The organism is Peptacetobacter sp. (assembly GCF_029264495.1).
Lineage (GTDB): Bacteria > Bacillota > Clostridia > Peptostreptococcales > Peptostreptococcaceae > Peptacetobacter.
On record NZ_JARIBH010000075.1, the window covers coordinates 1 to 20,492 of the forward strand.

Below are 20,492 nucleotides of genomic sequence, written 5' to 3' on the forward strand. Positions count from 1 at the left end.
AGTATTTGCAAGGGTTGTAATATAAACTGCGCATTTTATAGATTATACGCAGTTTTTCTCTTTCTACAAAAATCAATTTTAAGGCTTTAAGAAATGATTATTGATGTTTTATATCAAGATAAAAAATAATCCTCTTAAAACCGATTTTAAGAGGGCATTATTTTTTACATTTTTTTGATTTCCATTATTATTTTTGTAGTGTATTCATTCTCATTAGAAATAGCTAAATCATTCAATAAGTATTCTTCATAACTAAATTCTCCAATTTCAATATTATTCTCATCAGCATATTTAAGCATTTTTTTATACATACTATCTAAATTTTTATAAGAACCAATATGTATTCCTATAAGATAGTATCCCTTTTTTCTTTTATAAATATTTTTACCTTTCTTTTTATTAACAATTGTATATAGATATGCAAAACCAAAATCTTCATCACTTTCATTTAGTTTAAGAACATCTGTTTTAAATATAGTACCTATCCTCTGATGAGATGGAAGATTATTTGATTTTAAAAATTTTGAATACTCTATAACAAATTCACTAAAACTTATATTATTTGCTTCGTCTGTATTTTCACTTAAGAGTATATTTTCTTCTTCAAGTTCAGATACAAAAATATGATTTTCTTTATATCCAATACCTTCAATCGTTGTTTCTTTTTGGTTATGAATAAGCTTTTTCAATTTTTTTAGATTTCTTATATTTTCTTCAAGCTCTTTTTCTTTTTCCTCTAATAGATTCAAAAATAGATTTGGATTTCTATTTTTCATATATGTATCAATATCTGATAAACTCATACCCATGTTTTTTAAGGTATTGATCATCATAAAAGTATCATACTGAAAATAAGAATAGTATCTATATCCTTTATTATCATAAAATTCTGGTTTGAATAAATCTATTTCATCATAATAAAATAATACATGCTTAGGAATTTTACATAAATCTGCAAACTCTCCTGTAGTTAAATATTTTTTCTTTTTCATTTTTTTCCTCACTATTTTAATATTTTAATATTTTACTATTGACTATAATGTTACATTATACTATAAGATAATTATTATAACAATTTATACTTACTAAAAAGGAAATAGAAAGGAGATTATTATGCAGATTATACTAAAATATATCAAAAGATATAAATTACTATTATTTTTAAATGTGATATCTGTCTTTGGATTCGTATTAACAGAATTAGGAATTCCTACAATTATAGCAAATATGATTGATGTTGGAATCTTAAACAATGATAAAATTTATATACTTAATGAAGGATTTAAAATGGCATTGATATCTATTATTGGTGTATCAGGGACAATATTGTTAGGATATTGTTGTTCTAAAATTTCTACCAATATAACACATGATATAAGAAAAGATATGTATAAAAAAATACAAAACTTCTCTCATGAAGAATACAATCATTTCAAAACATCTAGTTTGATAACAAGAATAAATAACGATGCATTTCAAGTACAATTATTTGTAAATGTACTTTTAAGAATAGCTCTTATGACACCAGCTATGTTTATATCTAGTTTAATACTTACTTATAAATCGAGTGTACCTCTATTCTTTGTTATTTTATCAACTATTCCATTTATAATAATTGGAGTTATAATAGTTGCAAAAATTACAGGTCCAATTTCAGAAAAACAACAATCAGGATTAGATGATATGAATAGAATTTCTAAAGAAAGTCTAACAGGTGTTAGAGTTATAAGAGCTTTTAATAAGCAAGAAAATGAAAAAGATAAGTTTGTAGAAATAAATGAAAAGTTCACTGATAATTCAAAAAAATTATTTAAAATTATGCAATTTACACAACCTATATTTTTTATGCTACTAAATTTTGCAGTTTGTCGGATTTTTTATTTTGGGGCATTACTTATAAGTAAAGATATGTTAGAAGTTGGAAAAATGGTTTCATTTTTAGATTATTTATTCCATGCTATGATGTCTATGATGTTTTTCTGCACTATTTTTATGATGTATCCAAGAGCAAAAGTAAGTGCAGATAGAATTCAAGCTATTTTTAAAAGCGAACTATCTCTAATAAATGATCCAAAATCTGATATTGTCGATTGTGATTTAAATACTATTACATTTAAAAATGTAACCTATGAAAAAAACAATAAAAAAATATTAAATAATATAAATTTCACTGCTAAAACGGGTCAAACTATAGCAATTGTTGGAAGTACAGGAGCTGGTAAAAGTACTTTGTCTAAACTAATTCCAAGGTTATTTGATTGTAGTAGTGGAGAAATTTTATATAATGGAATTAATATAAAAGATTTTGATATAGAAAAATGGAGACGCAAAATAGGATTTATACCTCAAAAAGCATTTCTATTTAAAGGAACTATAAGAAGTAATGTTTGTTTTGGTAAAGAAGATGCATCTGATGAAGAAATATATAAGGCTTTATCTTTATCTCAATCTACAGAGTTTGTACTTTCAAAAGAAAATGGTATTGATTCTATAATAGAAGAAAATGCTACTAATCTATCTGGTGGACAAAAACAAAGAATTTCTATAGCAAGGGCTATAATAAGAAAGCCAGACATATACATATTTGATGATGCTTTTTCAGCACTAGATTTTAAAACTGATGCTGCACTTAGAAGTTCATTAAAACCTATAACAAAAAATTCTATTATGTTTATAGTTGCTCAAAGAATTTCTACAATAATGGATGCAGACAAAATATTAGTGTTAAATCATGGAAATTTAGAACATATAGGAACTCATGATTATCTACTTGAAAATTGTGAACTTTATAGAAATATTGCTGAATCACAAGTTAAGGAGGAGGCTATAAGTTATGAAGAAAATTAAATTTAGTAGATTTAAATCTATTAATACCTTATTAAAATTTTTAAAACCTTACAAGTTAGGATTTATTATTTCAATATTTATGTTGGTTTTGACTTGTATTGCTATGGTGATTGCTCCTAATATAGAAGGTATGGTTACAAATAGTATACTCAAAGATATTTCTAACATAAATAAAAGCATTCCTGGAGCAAAGATAAATATAGACAATGTTGTGAAAATTATAATATTACTATTGTCGGTTTATTTATCAAAAACTATTTTCCAAATGATAAGTATGTCTTGTATAACTAATTCAATCCAATACACTATGAAAGATTTAAGAAATGCATGTATGGATAAAATAAACAATCTTCCTATAAAAACTATAGATTCTCATCCAAAAGGTGATATACTTAGTAGAATAACCAATGACATAGATACTATTTCAAATGCAATGCAACAAACATTCATAAATGTAATTAGTGGAATTTTAATGGTATGTTTTGCATTTATTATGATGATAAGAATAAATTTAGTAATGACACTTTGTGTATTTGTTATAATACCTCTATCTTATTTATTTATAAAAAAAGTAGCAAATATTTCTCAAAAAAGTTTTGATAAGCAGCAACAAGCTCTTGGAGAATTAAGTGCTAATGTAACAGAAAGTTTTTCTGGGTATAATGAAATAATATTATTTGGAAAACAAGAAGAATTTATAGATAAATTTGAACATATAAACGAAAATTTAAAAAATACTGCTTTTAAAGCTCAGTTTTTATCTTATTTAATGTCACCTACTCTATCTCTACTTTGCTATTTATCAATAGGTGCTGTTAATGTTTTAGGTTCTATATATGCAATAAGAGGAATTATTACTGTTGGACAAATTCAAGCATTTGTAAGATTTATTTGGCAAATAAATGAACCTCTCACACAAGTATCTCAGCTATCATCTCAAATTCAAGCTGCTTTATCTGCAATGGATAGAATTCATGAATTTATAGAGTATAAAGAAGAAGAGGATATTGTAAAATCAGATTTGATACTTGAAGGACATGTAGAGTTTAATAATATAGAATTTGGTTATGGAGAAAAACAAGTTCTTAAAAAGATTTCTTTTGAAGCAAAAAAAGGTGAAACAATTGCAATAGTAGGTCCAACTGGTTCTGGAAAAACGACTATTGTTAATTTACTTATGAGATTCTATGAACCTAATAAAGGTAGTATCAAAATAGATGGAATTGATTCAAAAAATATTAATAGAAGTACTTTAAGAGATAATATAAGTATGGTATTACAAGATACATGGTTATTTTCAGGAACTATAAAAGAAAATATTCGTTTTTCAAAATCAGATGCTACCGATGAAGATATAAAAAAATCATGTAAATATGCAAATGCAGATGAATTTATTTCTTCTCTACCAAATGGATATGAAACTATTATAGATGAAGAAGCAGATAATATATCTCAAGGTGAGAAGCAGCTCCTAACAATAGCAAGAGCGATTTTAAAGAATCCTAAAATACTTATTTTAGATGAAGCAACAAGTTCTATAGATACAAAAACCGAAAAAAATATACAAAACGCTATGGATTATTTAATGAAAGGAAGAACTAGTTTTATAATAGCACATAGACTTTCTACAATTAAAAATGCAGATAAGATTTTAGTTTTAAAAGATGGAAATATTATAGAATCTGGAAATCATGAGGATTTATTATCTAAAAATGGATTTTATGCTAATTTATATAATTCTCAATTTAATGATTAAAAATAATTAAGATTAATTAAAATTTATAAAATAAAAAAAGTCAAGAAAATCAAAATAATATGATTTTCTTGACTTTTTACTTTATTCTGTTACAAAAATTAAATCATTTGTAGATTTAAATATTGCAGAATATACTACTTTATTTTTATCTATATCAAATATAACAAATTTTTGCTTATTCTGATCTACATCATTCTCTTTATTATTCTCAATATATCTTTCTTCTCTAATATTTCCTTCTCTATAATATATTTTATTATTTTTTAACAAGCAATAACTAACTTGAGCTAAGTTAATCTTTAAGTTTAATTTTTCTTTTCCTTCTAATTTAAATGTATTTTCATCATATGTGAATTTATACATATATCCATCTTTATTTCCAACAAAAGCTTCGTATTTACCGTCTTTTGTTCTAGTTAAGAATATATTAATATCTTGCATATATCCATCTTTTATTGATATACCTTCTAATTTTACTTCTTTTAAAAATTTTTTAGTTTTAAAATCAAATCTTGCTAAGTATAACTTTTCATCAGCACTACTCTTTGAATCTATTAATGTAATATATATATATTTATCATTTTCATTCCAATTAGATGTATATAGATCTGGATATAAATCTTCACCTTCTTCTAATGTATCTAAAATATCATATTTAGCATCTTTAAAATCAAGATTTACAATAGATATTTCTTCTGCATCTGATGTTACTATTAAATATAGTTTATTATCTTTTTCTAAAATATTTGATAAAGATACAATCTTATTTTTATCAATATCTTTAATTTTAATTGTTTTTTCCAACTTAGAATCATCTTTTTTATTGTAGCATAATATTTTAAAATATGAATTTTTATTGACTGTTTCAATATCTATCATATATGTATTATCACCTGATGAAAAAATCTTTTGATAAGATGAATCTTCATAAAAGTCTAGTATCTTTTTAAAGTCAATATTACTAGTTGTAAAATTTTCACTTACAAATGCATTACTATATATATTTTTAAGCCCATTTTTTCCAAAAGTTGAGTATAAATTTCTTTTATTTATATTCATTTGTGTAACTAATAATACATTTTCAAACCGATTTCTATTTCCTACTTCTTTTATTGGTTTTTTTATAGATTTTAATGTTGTATTAAATATCGAAGTAATTATTATCATAAGTATAACTAATATACTCAATATCAACTTATATCCTTTTTTTGTTTTCATAGTATCACCTCCACTACATTTCAATGTTTTTTAATATATATATTGATCCTAAAGAGGCAATTATAATAGATATAAGAGATATTAATAAAGCATATTTGTTAGGAATAAATATTGTTACAAATAAAATCATTAAAAAGAATATTATAGTAATTATAATTGTTCCTAATCTTAACAATCTATTTTTTTTCATAAAGAAAATATTCATTAAGTATGCTAAAGATATTAAAGCAATATTTGATATTGCTACAAATATATCTGTTATTATCAAATCCATAAATGTCAATGGAACAAACACTGTAAGTGGAACAATATATGTAAAAGTATATATTATTTCTTCAAATGGATTTACATTTAATCCTGTACCTAATGATGTAGATATTATAAAAATTAAACACACCATAAATAATGTAAATAGTATGATATTTGTATAGTACATTGTAAGTGCATTTAATACTTTTACAAAATATATATTAGATCTTTTTTCAGGAATCATCATAATTGTATATATACTCTTTTTCTTTAAATTAAACTCTCTAATCCATATAAATATAGTATATAAAAATGAAACTATAAAAACGCTAAATCCCATTGTTTCAAAGTTTATTATATCAATAATATTTGATACACTGTTTAAACTTGAGAATTGATTACTATATTTTATTATTGATACTATACTACTCCCAGTCCAAAGTATTAATTGAGCTATTATCACAAATAAATAATCGTATTTGCTTTTTCTCAATTCATTGCTGAAAAGATAAAATATTTTACTCATTGAATTCTTCTCCTTTCAGTATAAAATCAAAATTACCTTTATCTAAATTTTTAATACTATATTCAGAATCAACTTTTCCTGTATTTTTATCGACAATTTTTAAAATTTTATTGTCATTCTTGCTAGAATAAATGTATGCAATTTTATCAGTTTTTAAATTATAAATTTTACAACTTAATAAACTATCTTCAAGAACATTTAAATCTTTTTCTAGATATTTCTTCTTAACTATCTTACCAGTGTTTAAGTCTATATCTAAAATATTTATAGAATATACTTCTGAATTATCTATAGTTATTAATGAAAGAATATTTTTATCAAGGTAGCTATAAAATATTTCAAAATTATATCCTAAATTTATTTTATTTTCTATATATCTTTTATCTTTAAAATTATATTTTATAGTTATAAGATTTTTACTATCCTCTCCATTTTCACATACAAATAAAATACTATCGTTTTTATATTTAAATGTGTTACTTAATAGTATATATTTATTCACTATATACTCACTTTCTTTTGAAACAGTATTTTTATTAGGATCTATTTTTAAAACATCTATTTGTGTTTTATTATTAGAATATTCATAGCTTATGACAGCAAAAATTTCATTTCCTTTTCTAAATGCATACTCTAATGATACTTGAGATATTAGTTTGCTATCAATATTTTCTTTTGTTGAGTTTATGTTAAGAGGTATTTCAACTATATCAAATTTTGTATAGTCTATATCATCTGAATAAACTGTATTATCTCCATCTAGACTAATTGTGCTTTTTACTAAATCTTTTTTATTTTTTGCTTTAAATAATTTTATATTGCTTTCTATATTTTTACTTTCTCCATAAAAATTTCTATCTTCAGATATTGCTATATATGAAGTATTATCTTTACTAGAAGTATTATTTTCTATTAACTTTAAAGTATCATTTTCTAAACTATATTTTGAAATTTCTTTTTTCAAAGAAATCCCTTTATTTGATATAATATATTTTTTTGTATAGTTTTTAGAATTAGTATTTCTAGCTTCTAAATAAATCCCTTTCATATCTGATAAATTACCTTTGATCGTAGAAATATTTAGAGCATTGTGTCCATTAACTTTATATATCATTACAAAAGGAAGAATGAATAAAGCTATGCCAATTGGTATTATTTTAGATTTTAATCTCATAATATTTCTCCTTTATATATTTATTTTTCTTTTAGAAATTATACATGCAACTACTATACTTATTATAGAAATTAGGGATTCTATTATCATATTTATTATTTTAAGATTATCTGTAATTCCAAGCTTAAGAAAAATATTATACATCTTTAAAACTGTATCATATGTATTTATCCCTGGAATTAATACAATAAATGTAACTAAAGTCAATATAAAAATTGTAATATATCTATGCTTTATATTCATCGCAAATAATGAAATTAAAGATATTATGCATACAATCATAAATACTAATAATATATTATCTATAAAAAAGTCTACTATATTGTCATTAAGAAATTTCAAATCGGAAATATATGAAAAATCAGTATTTAATGAAGTATCTATTATATCTGCTTTACTTCCTACGAAAATATTAAATATTTGTTTAGATATTAATAAAGATATTAATTCAGAAAACATAACTGCATATATGAAAAACATAGAATTTAATATTTTTGAAAAATACAATTTAATTCTATTTTCTGGAATCATTATTAATGTATAAATCTCTTTATTTCTACCAATAAAATCTCTTATCCATAATACAAAGGTATATCCTATAGCTATAACAATTCCTAAAAATAATATAAGTGATATCATCATATTATTGTCTAATAGTGTTGCTCCATAAAATACACCACCAATTCTATTTATATATTCATCTAAAATATTTTCAGTAGTTAAAATTCTATATATTGAAAATATATTTAATGCCAAGATTGTAGTTACTAATGATATACAATAAAAAATATAAAATTTAAGATTTTTCTTGAAATCTATATTGGCTAATGCTAAAATTTTACTCATTTTTGTATACCTCCCTCATCTTATCTAGAATAGACATACTTTCTGTTTCTCTTAATTCTTCTGCATTTATAGTCATAACTAACTTACCATTATCTATAAAAATAACATCGTCTACTATATTTTCTATATCTAATATTTCATGAGTTGTTATTACAATAGCTTGATTTTCACTCATATACTCAGGTATTAATCCTATAAATTCTTCTCTTTTAAAATAATCTATTCCTGAAAAAGGTTCATCTAGTAATAAATATTCTGCTCTTTGAGCAAAACCAATTATAAGTTTTACTCTTGCAATATTTCCTTTTGATAGATTGTCTATAATATCTTCTCCATTCAAATTAAACATATCCATCATCTCTAAAGCCATTTTATTATCCCAATTTTTATAGAAAAAATCCATAAATTCAAACATATCATTGATACTAGTATTTGAAAAATGAATATTTATATCTGGAACAAAAGCTAATTTATTATAAGAATCTGAATCTAATTTTTTACCGTCTATTAAAACTTCTCCTGAATCAGGCTTTGAAAGACCTGCCATTATTTTCATTATACTTGTCTTTCCTACTCCATTGATACCTAAAATAGCTGTTACTTTTCCTTTTTCTATATTAAAACTAATATTATCAAGTGCTTTGAATTTTTTATATTTCATACCACTTAGTTTTCTAAATGATTTATTTATATTTTTAACTTCTAACATAATATCCTCCTCCTAAAAGTTTAATAAAATTTTTCTATTAGACTTAATAATTCTTTTTTATCTACATCTATGGCCTTCATATCAGTCATAAATTTTTTTAATGATTCACTTATCATCTCAGTCCTTAAAGAATTGATTATTTCTTTATTGGATGTTATTCTACTTTGATGATTTCCAAATGTAGTTATTAATTTCATATCGCCCATCTCCTTATATGCTTTCTGTACAGTATTTAAGTTTATTTTTAGATTAGAAGCCATTTCTCTTCTAGATGGGATTTCATCCCCTGGTTTTAACTCTCCAACTATAATTTGTCTTTTAATATTTTTTATTATTTGCAAGTATATAGGCAAACTAGAGTCTATTTCAAAATGCATACAATACTCCTTTCCAAGTGTATTATTAGAATGGTACACTTTAACTAAAAATTTTTATTTATATTTTATATTAATAAAATTATTATCAACTTAAATATTTATTCAATAATATTTATTTTGTTAACTGTATTATATATGTAATACACTTTGTTGTAAAGTAACAATTCTGTAACTTTCACAAAAATAATTTTATGTAAAAAAAAAGCAATCGAATTTAATCGAATGCCTTATGGAAAGTTATATAAAAGCAAAACTTATAACTTTTATAATAGTTTTTGCTAAATTATCTTTAGCCATTGTTGTACAAATATATAGATTGTAAATATATTGACTTAATTCTATTTATTTTTAAAGCTCTGTTTTGTAATCTAACTATTTTACTTATAATTTATAACTATTATTATTAAATATATTTGTACAGCTACTAAAATTTATATATTTTATTTTCTATCCAAAGTAGTATTTATACTACTTATTTCTAAATTTTTATCATATCCTTTATTCACTAAAATACTTCTAACAGCAGTATATAATTCATTGCAATTTATATTTACAGTTTCCCCATTTTGAAGAGTTACACTACAATCTCCACATTCAACACAATCACCTTTACATTCAGCAAATGTGAATTTTTCATTTTCATCTATTATTCCTGCTTCTTGAAGAATTTTTATAAATCTATATACAGTAGCTAAACCTATTGATCTATCTTTTTTTCTAACATTATAATAAACTTCTTTTATCATTAAAGTTTCATTGCTTAAAATAGTATCCAAAATTAATCTCCTTTGGAAAGTAATTCTAAATCCTTTTGTTTTTAATTCATTTACTATTTGATTTTTTAAGTTTTCTTTATCTTCTAGGTTTATCTTTTTATTACTATTAAGCAATTTTTATCACTCCATTCTAAAACACATTGATATTCGTTATCACATATAAATTATAATCAATTTATAAAATATAGTCAATAGATATACAAATAAAAATGATAATAATTATCTATTTCATATTATTTTTTCTTAATACTTTTTGAATATTAAAAAAGCAAGCTATAAATATTATAGATTGCTTTTGTATTTACTAATTTTTAAATTTGAATTTTATCATTGTAGGATTATGGTCTGAATATTTAAATTCTGTATTATATCCTTTTTTTGAAGTTACATATATATTATCAGATACTATAAATCCGTCTATTATACCTGTATAATTTATATCTTTGTCATAAGGTATACCAGCAGTTCTATTTGTTGAAATATTTTTGTCAACCTCAATTCTAAAACCTTTAGGATTAAATGATTTCGGTATGTATGAATACCAATCTGGTTTAGCTTCTTTTTTTGCAAATTTATTTATATCTGTAATAGGAATTATATGATTCCAATCTCCTCCAGCCAAAACATAGTTACCTTTTTGATATTCTTTTTCTAACAAATCACTAAGTACTTTAAGCTGTTTTTGTCTGTATTCACCATTTTTGTCATATGCAGACATATGTAAGTTTATTAAGACTAATTCTTTATTATTTTTTGTCTTTAGTCTATTTATAATCATACATCTATCTAAGCCAAACAACCTATCAGGCCATTTTTGATTTGTTGGAAGTGTTATTCTTTCTGCACTTTCAAATCCATATTTACTATATGTCGCTTGTCCTGCACAAACTTTACCATGCATATCATTGAATGGATATATAATATAAGGAACTTTGTAATTATATGCAAAACTATTTGTATAATTATTTCCTAAACCATTTGATATTAATTTTCTTTGATCTGTTTTCCTACTTCTTGAACTATTTATATCTATTTCTTGAATAAAAGAAAAATCAGGATTTATACTTTTAATAGTATTTATTGAACCCTCTATATTTTCAAGAACAGTTTTTCTATCTTTAGCTTTTGATTTTGTTCCACCATCCATAAAGAAATCAAATTCTTGATTATATGCTCCAAAACCAATGTTATATGTAGATATAGAATACTCTTTATCTATATCTAATTCTTTTTTTATTTTATTATTTGCCATACTTATATTTTCTACAGTTAAAGGCTTATAATCAGAAATTGTCAACCATCCTAAGTAAATGATTAAAAATAAAGCTATTACTCCTACAATAATAGATAAATATTTTCCTATTTTCTTAAGAACTTTTTTCAATTTTTTCTCCCTTATAATCTATTTTCTATTAAGTCTATTGCAAAATTAAGTGTAGCATGACCATCACAAGCACCAAATTTTACCATATCTAAAATTTCTACTTTTATATTTTTTGGAGCAGAATTTTTTATTTGTTCATATTCGCTCATAAGTTGAGGTGTTAAAAGTAATAAATCCGCATCTCCCTCAGCGAGAATATTTTCTACTTTACATCTTCCTATAGCTTCTATTTCACAATCTATATTTCTTGATTGTGCTTCTTTTTTCATTCTACTCACTAATATATTTGTAGACATACCACCTGTACATGCAACTATTATTTTCATAAATTTTTATTACCCCTCTGTAAGATATTTTAAGTATTTATTTTTAATTTTCTATAAATTAAATATATACCTATATTCATTCGAACTTTTTGCAAATAAATACTTTATATACCTTATTATATATCGTATATTATTTATGTCAATATTAAAATTATTCGTATTTATCAAAAATATTTTATTTCACTTTCAGATATTTAAATTTTTAAACAGATTGTATATGTTTTTATTATATAATAGCTATAAATTGTATTACATAAAATCTAGTTAAATATCAATATAATCTATCTTTCCTACTCTAATATTTTCACCTTTATCTTTCAAAAAATTATTTACTAGAATCTCTGGACTTTGTATTATTTGAATCTTTTTAAGTCTAGTTAATTTTTTTATATAACATTCCAATTTCATAGCTGTACTTTTTGAATTACTTTCAAAAAATATTTCTAAATTATTAAATCCATAGTTTTTAGTATATTTACAATTTATACCTTTTTTATGTTCATTCATTCGTCTTACAATATCAGTAGTATATCCTGTATATAAAGTGTTATTTTTACATCTTATAATATATGTATAGAATTTTTTCAATTAATTTTTCCTTTTATTTATACACTTTTATAATTCATTATCATTGCCAACGGCTATAAATATTTGTAATGCCATAAAAGCTTTTATATCCATGTTAACATCACTTTTTAATAAATCAGCAGCACTTTTTCTATCAACCAACATTGCTTGAATGTCCTCTGTTTCTTCAAGGAATTTGTCTGAAATTTCACCATTACAAGTACAATATACTAATGCAAGAGATTCATCACTCATTCCTGGAGATGGATATAGACCATATCCACTATCTTTTTTGTTTATTTCTATTAAATCAAGTCCTGTTTCTTCTTTTAATTCTCTTTTAACTGTGACTTCAATATCCTCACCAGGATCTATAAGGCCTGCTGGAAGAGAATAAACATAATCATCTATTGGAACTCTATATTCTTTTATAATTACTAATTTTTCTTCTTCTATATGATATGGAATCATTACAACTGCATCCATATTTTCTTTAGCATTTTCAAAGTAAATTGATCTAAGTTCTTCCTCAGTTTTTCTTGTAGCTAACATCCATTTTTTTTCTGTATTCTTTTTTGAAGTATAATTCATTTCATACATACTTAAAAATTTAGATTTCCGTATAGGAGTTAATTTTTTTATTTTTCCTTGCTTCATTTTATCTCCCTCCAATTACTATTTTAAAATATCGCTATAGATTTAATATAATTAATTATATCACATAAATTATTTTTCAAAAAATAAAAAAGATACTATAATATTACAGTATCTTATATATTTATATTATAAAATTCAAACTATCTTCTTCCAAAACCTATAACTGCTGCTCCTAATGCACCTATTATTTGAGTATCTTCAGCTAAAAATATATCTTTTCCTATGATTTCTGAAATCATTCTAACTAATTCGCTACTTTTTGCTAAACCACCAGTAAAAGCTACTTTATCTACTATTTCACCTCTAGATAACATTGCTGTTGATTTATTTGCTATAGATTTTAATATCCCTGCAGCAACTTCTCCAGTTGATACATTCTGAGCTAACAAACTTACTATTTCAGATTCCGCAAAAACTGTACACATACTAGAAATGTTAACTGGTTTTTTATTTTTAGCTAAATCGTCTATTTTTGTTATATCACTACCAAGAATATTAGATGTAATTTCTAAAAATCTTCCTGTTCCTGCAGCACATTTATCGTTCATTAAGAAGTTTACAACATTTCCATCTTCATCTAAATTTATTACCTTACTATCTTGTCCACCTATATCCAATATTGTTCTAACATCATTATCTATAAAATGTATCCCTTTACTATGACAAGTTATTTCTGTAACTTTTTTATCTGCAAAATCCATTACTCCTCTTCCATATCCAGTTCCTACAACTTTTTTTATATCTTCTTCTGATATACCTTCTTTTAAACTTTCATATACTTCTTTAGCTGTTGTCATAGGACTCCATCCTGTTGGAACAATTATTTTTTTTACGATTTTTTCACCATCAAATAAAACGCCTTTTGTAGCTACTGAACCTGAATCCACACCTATACTATACATTATCTTTATTTCCTCCTGATATATAACAATCATTAATTAGTTAATTATTTTTTCTTAATTTTATCTTTTACTTAATTATTTTATCATAGTTTTATATAGGCGTATAATAGATAATCTCTATACAGATAGATTATAAAATAATTATTTTCTATCTTAAATTTATAGATAGTGAATTATAAAAATTAAATTATAGTAAAATTTCTTCTTATACAAAAAAATTATCGATTTTTAATCATTTATATTTTTTTGGAATTAATCTTAAATACCTTGAAATTTCAATACTTTTAAAATTGATTTTATTTTCAGAACAGTTGTATAAATTTCTATAAAATGGTATTCTAGCTTTAATACCTTTTTATATTAGTTTATAAATAGTAATTAAGTTATTTGTTTTAGGAGGATAAAATGAACATAGTAGAAAGATTATCTAAATTAAGAGAAATTATGGCATTAAAAAATATAGATGCTTATATGATACCTTCAGCTGATTTTCATCAAAGTGAATATGTTGGAGAATATTTTAAATCAAGAGAATTTATAAGTGGATTTAATGGTTCTGCAGGAACTGTTATAGTTACTAAAGATTTCGCTGGATTATGGACTGATGGAAGATACTTTATTCAGGCTGAAAAACAGTTAGAAGGAACTGGTATAGAATTAATGAAAATGGGTACAGAAGGTTATCCAACTACAACTGAATTTTTAGTAAATAACCTTGCTGAAGGATCTGTTTTAGGATTTGATGGTAGAGTTATTTCTGCTAATGAAGGAAATGAACTTACTTCTGTTCTTGCTGAAAAAAATATAAAAATAGAATATCAGTATGATTTAATAGATGAAATATGGGAAAATAGACCAGCTTTATCAGATGCAAAAGCATTTGTTCTTGACATAGAATTTACTGGTGAAACTGTAGGTTCTAAATTATCAAGAGTTAGAGAAAAAATGGCTGAAAAAGGAGCTACTTATCATGTAATGACTACTCTTGATGATATAGCTTGGTTATTTAATATGAGAGGTGGAGATATAGCACATAGTCCAGTTGTTTTATCTTACACTGTTATAACATCTGATAAAGTTTATTTATTTGTAGATGAAACTAAATTACCAGAAGACTTAAAATCTATATTTGCTAATGAAAATGTAGAAATATTACCATATAATGATGTATATGAATTTGTAAAAAATATAGCTGCTGATGAAAAAGTTTTATTAGATGGAACAAAATTAAATTATGCTATTTTCAATAATATAGTTGCTGAAAAAATAGTTGATTACAACCCAACTTTATTCTTCAAAGCATGCAAAAATGAAACAGAATTAGCTTGTACAAGAAATGCACATATAAAAGATGGTGTTGCTATAACTAAATTTATGTATTGGTTAAAAAACAATGTTGCAAAAGGTGGAATAACAGAAATATCTGCACAAAATAAAGTTGAAGAATTTAGATCTCAACAAGATAAATTCTTTGATACTTCATTTGGAAGTATTTCAGCTTATAAAGAACATGCTGCTATGATGCACTATTCTTCTACTCCAGAAACTGATGTAGAATTAAAAGCTGAGCATCTATACTTATTAGATTCAGGTGGACAGTATTTAGACGGTACAACTGATATAACAAGAACTTTTGTACTTGGCGAATTAAATGATGAGTTAAAACTTCACTTTACTTCAGTAGTTAGAGGTGTAATAAACTTATCTTTAGCAAAATTCCTTCATGGATGCCATGGATACAACCTTGATATCCTTTGTAGAGGTATTATGTGGAAAATGGGAATAGATTATCAGTGTGGTACTGGACATGGTATAGGTCATGTTCTTAATGTACACGAAGCTCCAAATGGATTCAGATGGAAATTAGTTCCAGAAAGATTCGACTCTGCTGTTCTTGAAGAAGGTATGATAACTACTAATGAACCAGGTGTTTATATAGAAGGATCTCATGGTATAAGAATAGAAAACGAAATAGTTTGTAGAAAAGCAGAAAAAAATCTTTATGGACAATTTATGGAATTTGAAGTTATAACACTTGCTCCAATAGATTTAGACGGTATAAATCCAGATCTTATGACTAAAGAAGAAAAAGATTATCTAAACTGGTATCATGCTCAAGTATTTGAAAAAGTTGGACCTCATCTAACAGAAGAAGAAAGAGAATGGTTAAAAGAATACACTAGAGCTATATAATAATTAAATTTGAAAAAAATTAATTATTAGTTATATTTAATTATTAGTTATATTAAGAAATTAAAATCTAAAAATATTGATGCTATAAGAAATAATATATTATATCTTATAGCATCTTTTATTTATGAAATTAATTTGAAAATATTTTAATTATATAATTGAAGATTTTTTAGTTTAGTTATATAATCAATAATAGTGTTTATTTGAATTTTCATTTAAACTTAATTTAAAATTAAATAATATTTTATTTTCATTAAGTAAATTTTAATAGGAGGTATTATATGAAAGAAAATATTTCTTGGAAACTATTATTTAATATAATAGCAATACTTATTGGTAATGCTATTTATGCTTTAGCTGTAGTATTATTTATAGTTCCAAATAATCTTATAACTGGTGGAACAACAGGTTTATCATTATTATTCTACCATCAATTTAATATACCTATATCTGCATTTATTTATGTTTTTAATGCAGTAATGTTCTTTATAGGTCTATTTATATTAGGTAAAAAATTTGCACTTTCTACTTTAATAAGTACATTTTTCTATCCTACAGCATTTGCATTCTTTGAAAAAACTATAGGATATGGTGGTATGACAGATGATACACTTTTAGCAGTATTATGTGCAGGTATAATGATAGGTGTTGCTATTGGTATTGTTATAAAATGTGGTGCATCTACTGGAGGTATGGATATACCACCTCTTGTAATAAACAAGAAAGTTGGAATACCTGTATCTGTTAGTATGTATTTCTTTGACTTTTTAATTCTTTTATCTCAGATGATATTTACAAATAAAGAAATGGTATTATATGGAATATTACTTGTACTTACTTACACTTTAGTATTAGATAATATTCTTATGCTAGGTAAATCTCAAACTCAAGTTAAAATAGTATCTAAAGAATATGAAAAAATTAATAATATGATATCATCAGAAATAGATAGAGGAACTACTCTTTTCCATGCTGAAACTGGATATATGAAAAATGAATATCCTGTAGTTCTTACTGTTGTTTCAAATAGAGAACTTCCTCTACTTAATAAAAAAGTATTAGAAATTGATCCTGATGCATTTATGATTATTAGTAAAGTTAATGAAGTTCATGGTAAAGGATTTACATTTAAAAAAGAATATGTAAAAACTAAATAAATAAACAAAAAGGCATTAATTAACTTATAATGCCTTTTTTTATTAGAATTTAAAATGAGTTATTTTAATAAATCAAAATAAATATTATAATATTTAAACTATTTTAACTTAAAATCATTATCTATTATAGTAAATTGTAAATTCAAATGATATAATTATATATGGAAATAAAAATAATTTTTACTAAAAAGGAGGTTTTAATTTGAAACAACAAAAACTAGCCTTAGACTTAATAGAAGCTGGCACTACCACCAAAGATTATTTAAACACAGGAGAAAAATTACCAAATAATATTTCTTCAAAGATGTTATATAAAGATATAATAACTATTGCATGGCCATCTCTTGTAGAACTCATGCTTACTCAGTTAGCATCAATGATCGATATGATAATGGTTGGTCGTTTGGGGGCTTCTGCTCTTACAGCAGTAGGGCTAACCACACAACCCAAATTTCTTTTAATTGCTATTTTTACATCAATAAATGTTGGAACAACTGCCCTAGTTGCTAGAAATAAAGGTCGGGGAAATCAAAAAAAGGCAAATCTTATTCTTCGTCAAGCTATTCTTATAATGACAATTTTATCAATAACTATTTCAATATTAATGTATTCAGTTGCTCAACCTGTTATAAAATTTATGGGTGCAACAGATTACTTATCTTTAAAAGAAGGTACAGAATATTTACAAATACAAATGTATGGAATTTTAGCTTTAGGACTTACAGGAACAATAACAGCTGCATTAAGAGGTGCTGGTAATTCAAAAACAGCTATGATATATAACTTAACAGGAAATTTTGTAAACGTAATTTTTAATTATATATTAATTTATGGGAATTTTGGATTTCCAAAATTAGGTGTTGCAGGTGCATCACTAGCAACTGTAATTGGTCAATTTACTTCATTTATAATTGCTTGTATTGCAATTATGGGTAAGAAAAATTATGTACGATTTAGATTTAAAGATGGATTAAAACCAGATTTAAAAACAATGTCTGCTATATCTGATATAGGTATTCCTGCACTTATAGAACAACTTGTTATGCGTGTTGGATTTATAGTGTATGCAAAAACTGTAGCATCTTTGGGAACTCTTCCTTTTGCAGTTCATAATATTTGTATGAATATACAAGCTTTATCTTTTATGAATGGTCAAGCCTTTGCAGTATCAGCAACATCCCTTGTTGGTCAAAGTTTAGGTAAAAAAAGAGCTGATATGGCTAAAGAGTATGCAGTTAGATCCAGAAGAACTGGTATGATTGTATCTATTATTCTTATGATTTTATTTTTCTTATTCCCAAGACAAATAATTTCTCTTTATAATCCAGATAAACAGATTGTTGATTTAGGTGCAAGAATACTTATTATGGTATCTTTAATACAAGTTCCTCAAGGCTCACAATTTATTGTAAGTGGTATTTTAAGAGGTGCTGGTGATACAAGAGCTACAGCTATAATTATTACTATAACTACACTATTGCTTAGACCAAGTTTAGCAATTATAATGGTTAATATATTCCATTTAGGTCTAGAAGGAGCTTGGCTTGCACTTATAGCTGACCAGCTTTTAAGATCATTACTTGTTCTTATAAGATTTAGAAGTGGCAAATGGATTACAAAATTAGATAAATAATTTTTTGTGGGGGTTTAAAATGATAATAAGAAATGCAACAAAATCAGATTATAAAAATATATACAATCTTGTTAAAACTTCTTTTGAAACTGCAAAAGTATCTGATGGAAATGAACAAGATTTTGTATATGAACTTAGACAAAGAGATACTTATATACCAGAATGTGAATTTGTAGCTGAAAAAGATGGTAAATTAATAGGACATATTCTCCTTTCTAAACAAGAAGTTACAAAAGATGATGGTTCTAAATTTTATGGAGTTATGCTTGCACCTTTATGCGTTTCTCTTGAAGAACGTGGAAAAGGTATCGGTGGAATGTTAATTTCAAATGCTTGTATGATGGCAGCAGAACTTGGATATTTTGGAGCTTTCTTAATTGGAGATCCTGAATATTATAATAAATTTGGATTTAGAGAAACAAGTGAATATGGTATAAAAAATAATACTAATATAGACGATAAATATGTTTTAGCAGCTCCGACACGTACAGGTGGATTAAAAGGAGTAAGTGGAAAAGTTAAATTAGGATAAAAAAATAAAGGATATTATATTTAAGTATTTTGAATATAATATCCTTTATTTATATTTAATATTACCAACCTTTTCTTTTTTGTACTTTTTTATTTTTAGATTTTCTAGTATAACTATCCAACTTATAATCTGATTTTAAAACTATAAAAATAGAAACTAAAATCATAAACGATATAGATAATATATTTATTATCCTATTCCATTCTATAGACATATCATAACATCTATAATTTATCATACCTAAAGAAGCTGTTATTGGATAAATATTTGCAAATGACATTTTGGAAGATGCTATTAGTCCTCCATAACCATACAAAAACGATATTACTGTAGCTAATAAATATCCCTTTTGTTTTTTCCAAGATAATACAATAATAGGCATTGTTGCAAAATACAATAATAAACAATTTAAAACTATACTATACAATGAAATTAATACTTCTTCTTTTGTGAAATTTGGAAATCCTACAATACTTTCTGCTATGATTGTAAATATAAATGAAAAGATTCCAAATAGCACTGATAAAAAAGCACATACAATTAACTTTGAAAAAATTAATTCTCTATATGAAATTGGAACTGTTAGTATATTTTTTATAGTATTATCATCATATTCCCTATTCATAATATATCCTGAAATTAATGTTATACAAACTGGAAAAA

The 20,492-nt window shown here is 24.3% G+C and carries 20 protein-coding genes; 6 read left to right on the plus strand and 14 right to left on the minus strand.

The window, feature by feature from the left end:
- Positions 1-164: 164 nt before the first annotated feature.
- Complete coding sequence (locus tag Q1J78_RS07015) at positions 165-992, minus strand: MerR family transcriptional regulator (RefSeq protein ID WP_300276651.1); 828 nt, start codon at positions 990-992, stop codon at positions 165-167.
- A 121-nt stretch (positions 993-1,113) separates the two neighbouring features.
- Between Q1J78_RS07015 and Q1J78_RS07020 the strand changes: the two genes are divergently transcribed.
- Both Q1J78_RS07020 and Q1J78_RS07025 read left to right on the plus strand, forming a co-directional pair.
- Positions 1,114-2,847, plus strand: coding sequence for an ABC transporter ATP-binding protein (locus tag Q1J78_RS07020; protein ID WP_300276653.1), 1,734 nt, complete (start codon positions 1,114-1,116; stop codon positions 2,845-2,847).
- The gene (locus Q1J78_RS07025; RefSeq protein ID WP_300276655.1) at positions 2,834-4,603 is read left to right on the plus strand and encodes an ABC transporter ATP-binding protein; all 1,770 of its coding nucleotides are present in this window, start codon (positions 2,834-2,836) and stop codon (positions 4,601-4,603) included. The genes Q1J78_RS07020 and Q1J78_RS07025 overlap by 14 nt, the downstream gene beginning before the upstream one ends.
- Before the next feature lie 81 nt (positions 4,604-4,684).
- Here Q1J78_RS07025 and Q1J78_RS07030 read toward each other — a convergent pair whose 3' ends face one another.
- The 12 genes from Q1J78_RS07030 to Q1J78_RS07085 all read right to left on the minus strand — a co-directional run bounded on the left by Q1J78_RS07030 (position 4,685) and on the right by Q1J78_RS07085 (position 14,314).
- Positions 4,685-5,821, minus strand: a complete 1,137-nt coding sequence (locus Q1J78_RS07030) for a beta-propeller fold lactonase family protein (RefSeq protein ID WP_300276657.1) — start codon at positions 5,819-5,821, stop codon at positions 4,685-4,687.
- A gap of 13 nt (positions 5,822-5,834) precedes the next feature.
- Positions 5,835-6,596, minus strand: a complete 762-nt coding sequence (locus Q1J78_RS07035; protein WP_300276659.1) for a hypothetical protein — start codon at positions 6,594-6,596, stop codon at positions 5,835-5,837.
- On the minus strand, positions 6,589-7,770 hold the full coding sequence (locus Q1J78_RS07040; protein WP_300276661.1) for a hypothetical protein: 1,182 nt from the start codon (positions 7,768-7,770) through the stop codon (positions 6,589-6,591). The genes Q1J78_RS07035 and Q1J78_RS07040 overlap by 8 nt, the downstream gene beginning before the upstream one ends.
- A 12-nt stretch (positions 7,771-7,782) precedes the next feature.
- Positions 7,783-8,616 carry a hypothetical protein gene (locus tag Q1J78_RS07045; protein ID WP_300276663.1) on the minus strand — a complete coding sequence of 278 codons (834 nt, stop codon included), beginning with the start codon at positions 8,614-8,616 and terminating at the stop codon, positions 7,783-7,785.
- The gene (locus Q1J78_RS07050) at positions 8,609-9,325 is read right to left on the minus strand and encodes an ATP-binding cassette domain-containing protein (RefSeq protein WP_300276665.1); all 717 of its coding nucleotides are present in this window, start codon (positions 9,323-9,325) and stop codon (positions 8,609-8,611) included. Before Q1J78_RS07050 ends, Q1J78_RS07045 begins: the two co-directional genes overlap by 8 nt.
- A 20-nt stretch (positions 9,326-9,345) precedes the next feature.
- Positions 9,346-9,702: a GntR family transcriptional regulator gene (locus Q1J78_RS07055; RefSeq protein ID WP_300276667.1), complete on the minus strand. Its 357-nt coding sequence runs from the start codon at positions 9,700-9,702 to the stop codon at positions 9,346-9,348.
- Positions 9,703-10,142: 440 nt separating this feature from the next.
- Positions 10,143-10,592, minus strand: a complete 450-nt coding sequence (locus Q1J78_RS07060) for a Fur family transcriptional regulator (protein ID WP_300276669.1) — start codon at positions 10,590-10,592, stop codon at positions 10,143-10,145.
- Positions 10,593-10,782: 190 nt separating this feature from the next.
- Positions 10,783-11,862 (minus strand): endonuclease/exonuclease/phosphatase family protein, encoded by a 1,080-nt coding sequence (locus Q1J78_RS07065; protein WP_300276671.1) that lies wholly within the window; start codon positions 11,860-11,862, stop codon positions 10,783-10,785.
- 11 nt (positions 11,863-11,873) lie between these two features.
- Positions 11,874-12,188, minus strand: coding sequence for a PTS sugar transporter subunit IIB (locus Q1J78_RS07070; RefSeq protein ID WP_300276673.1), 315 nt, complete (start codon positions 12,186-12,188; stop codon positions 11,874-11,876).
- Positions 12,189-12,452: 264 nt separating this feature from the next.
- Entirely contained in the window at positions 12,453-12,776 is a 324-nt protein-coding gene (locus Q1J78_RS07075) for a GIY-YIG nuclease family protein (RefSeq protein ID WP_300276675.1), read from the minus strand.
- A gap of 27 nt (positions 12,777-12,803) precedes the next feature.
- On the minus strand, positions 12,804-13,412 hold the full coding sequence (locus Q1J78_RS07080; protein ID WP_300276676.1) for an NUDIX hydrolase: 609 nt from the start codon (positions 13,410-13,412) through the stop codon (positions 12,804-12,806).
- 140 nt (positions 13,413-13,552) lie between these two features.
- Positions 13,553-14,314, minus strand: coding sequence for an acyl-CoA dehydratase activase (locus Q1J78_RS07085; protein ID WP_300276678.1), 762 nt, complete (start codon positions 14,312-14,314; stop codon positions 13,553-13,555).
- Positions 14,315-14,719: 405 nt separating this feature from the next.
- Here Q1J78_RS07085 and Q1J78_RS07090 point away from each other — a divergent pair, with 405 nt between their 5' ends.
- The 4 genes from Q1J78_RS07090 (at position 14,720) to Q1J78_RS07105 (ending at position 19,829) form a co-directional block, all read left to right on the plus strand.
- On the plus strand, positions 14,720-16,507 hold the full coding sequence (locus Q1J78_RS07090; protein ID WP_300276680.1) for an aminopeptidase P family protein: 1,788 nt from the start codon (positions 14,720-14,722) through the stop codon (positions 16,505-16,507).
- Between the two features lie 281 nt (positions 16,508-16,788).
- Entirely contained in the window at positions 16,789-17,664 is an 876-nt protein-coding gene (locus Q1J78_RS07095; protein ID WP_300276682.1) for a YitT family protein, read from the plus strand.
- 202 nt (positions 17,665-17,866) lie between these two features.
- A complete protein-coding gene (locus tag Q1J78_RS07100; protein WP_300276684.1) occupies positions 17,867-19,297 on the plus strand; it encodes an MATE family efflux transporter in 1,431 nt (476 codons plus the stop codon).
- Between the two features lie 19 nt (positions 19,298-19,316).
- The gene (locus Q1J78_RS07105; protein ID WP_300276686.1) at positions 19,317-19,829 is read left to right on the plus strand and encodes a GNAT family N-acetyltransferase; all 513 of its coding nucleotides are present in this window, start codon (positions 19,317-19,319) and stop codon (positions 19,827-19,829) included.
- 61 nt (positions 19,830-19,890) lie between these two features.
- Here the strand turns inward: Q1J78_RS07105 and Q1J78_RS07110 are convergent.
- Positions 19,891-20,492: ABC transporter permease (locus Q1J78_RS07110; protein ID WP_300276688.1), on the minus strand; the 602-nt coding region annotated here is incomplete at its 5' end.

Bases quoted from the DNA above. Each gene is read 5' to 3' on its own strand.
- Q1J78_RS07105 (WP_300276686.1), top strand. From the start codon at position 19,317: ATGATAATAAGAAATGCAACAAAATCAGATTATAAAAATATATACAAT.
- Q1J78_RS07030 (WP_300276657.1), bottom strand. From the start codon at position 5,821: ATGAAAACAAAAAAAGGATATAAGTTGATATTGAGTATATTAGTTATA.
- Q1J78_RS07070 (WP_300276673.1), bottom strand. From the start codon at position 12,188: ATGAAAATAATAGTTGCATGTACAGGTGGTATGTCTACAAATATATTA.
- Q1J78_RS07080 (WP_300276676.1), bottom strand. From the start codon at position 13,412: ATGAAGCAAGGAAAAATAAAAAAATTAACTCCTATACGGAAATCTAAA.
- Q1J78_RS07035 (WP_300276659.1), bottom strand. From the start codon at position 6,596: ATGAGTAAAATATTTTATCTTTTCAGCAATGAATTGAGAAAAAGCAAA.
- Q1J78_RS07095 (WP_300276682.1), top strand. From the start codon at position 16,789: ATGAAAGAAAATATTTCTTGGAAACTATTATTTAATATAATAGCAATA.
- Q1J78_RS07085 (WP_300276678.1), bottom strand. From the start codon at position 14,314: ATGTATAGTATAGGTGTGGATTCAGGTTCAGTAGCTACAAAAGGCGTT.
- Q1J78_RS07090 (WP_300276680.1), top strand. From the start codon at position 14,720: ATGAACATAGTAGAAAGATTATCTAAATTAAGAGAAATTATGGCATTA.
- Q1J78_RS07020 (WP_300276653.1), top strand. From the start codon at position 1,114: ATGCAGATTATACTAAAATATATCAAAAGATATAAATTACTATTATTT.
- Q1J78_RS07055 (WP_300276667.1), bottom strand. From the start codon at position 9,702: ATGCATTTTGAAATAGACTCTAGTTTGCCTATATACTTGCAAATAATA.
- Q1J78_RS07050 (WP_300276665.1), bottom strand. From the start codon at position 9,325: ATGTTAGAAGTTAAAAATATAAATAAATCATTTAGAAAACTAAGTGGT.
- Q1J78_RS07040 (WP_300276661.1), bottom strand. From the start codon at position 7,770: ATGAGATTAAAATCTAAAATAATACCAATTGGCATAGCTTTATTCATT.
- Q1J78_RS07025 (WP_300276655.1), top strand. From the start codon at position 2,834: ATGAAGAAAATTAAATTTAGTAGATTTAAATCTATTAATACCTTATTA.
- Q1J78_RS07045 (WP_300276663.1), bottom strand. From the start codon at position 8,616: ATGAGTAAAATTTTAGCATTAGCCAATATAGATTTCAAGAAAAATCTT.
- Q1J78_RS07015 (WP_300276651.1), bottom strand. From the start codon at position 992: ATGAAAAAGAAAAAATATTTAACTACAGGAGAGTTTGCAGATTTATGT.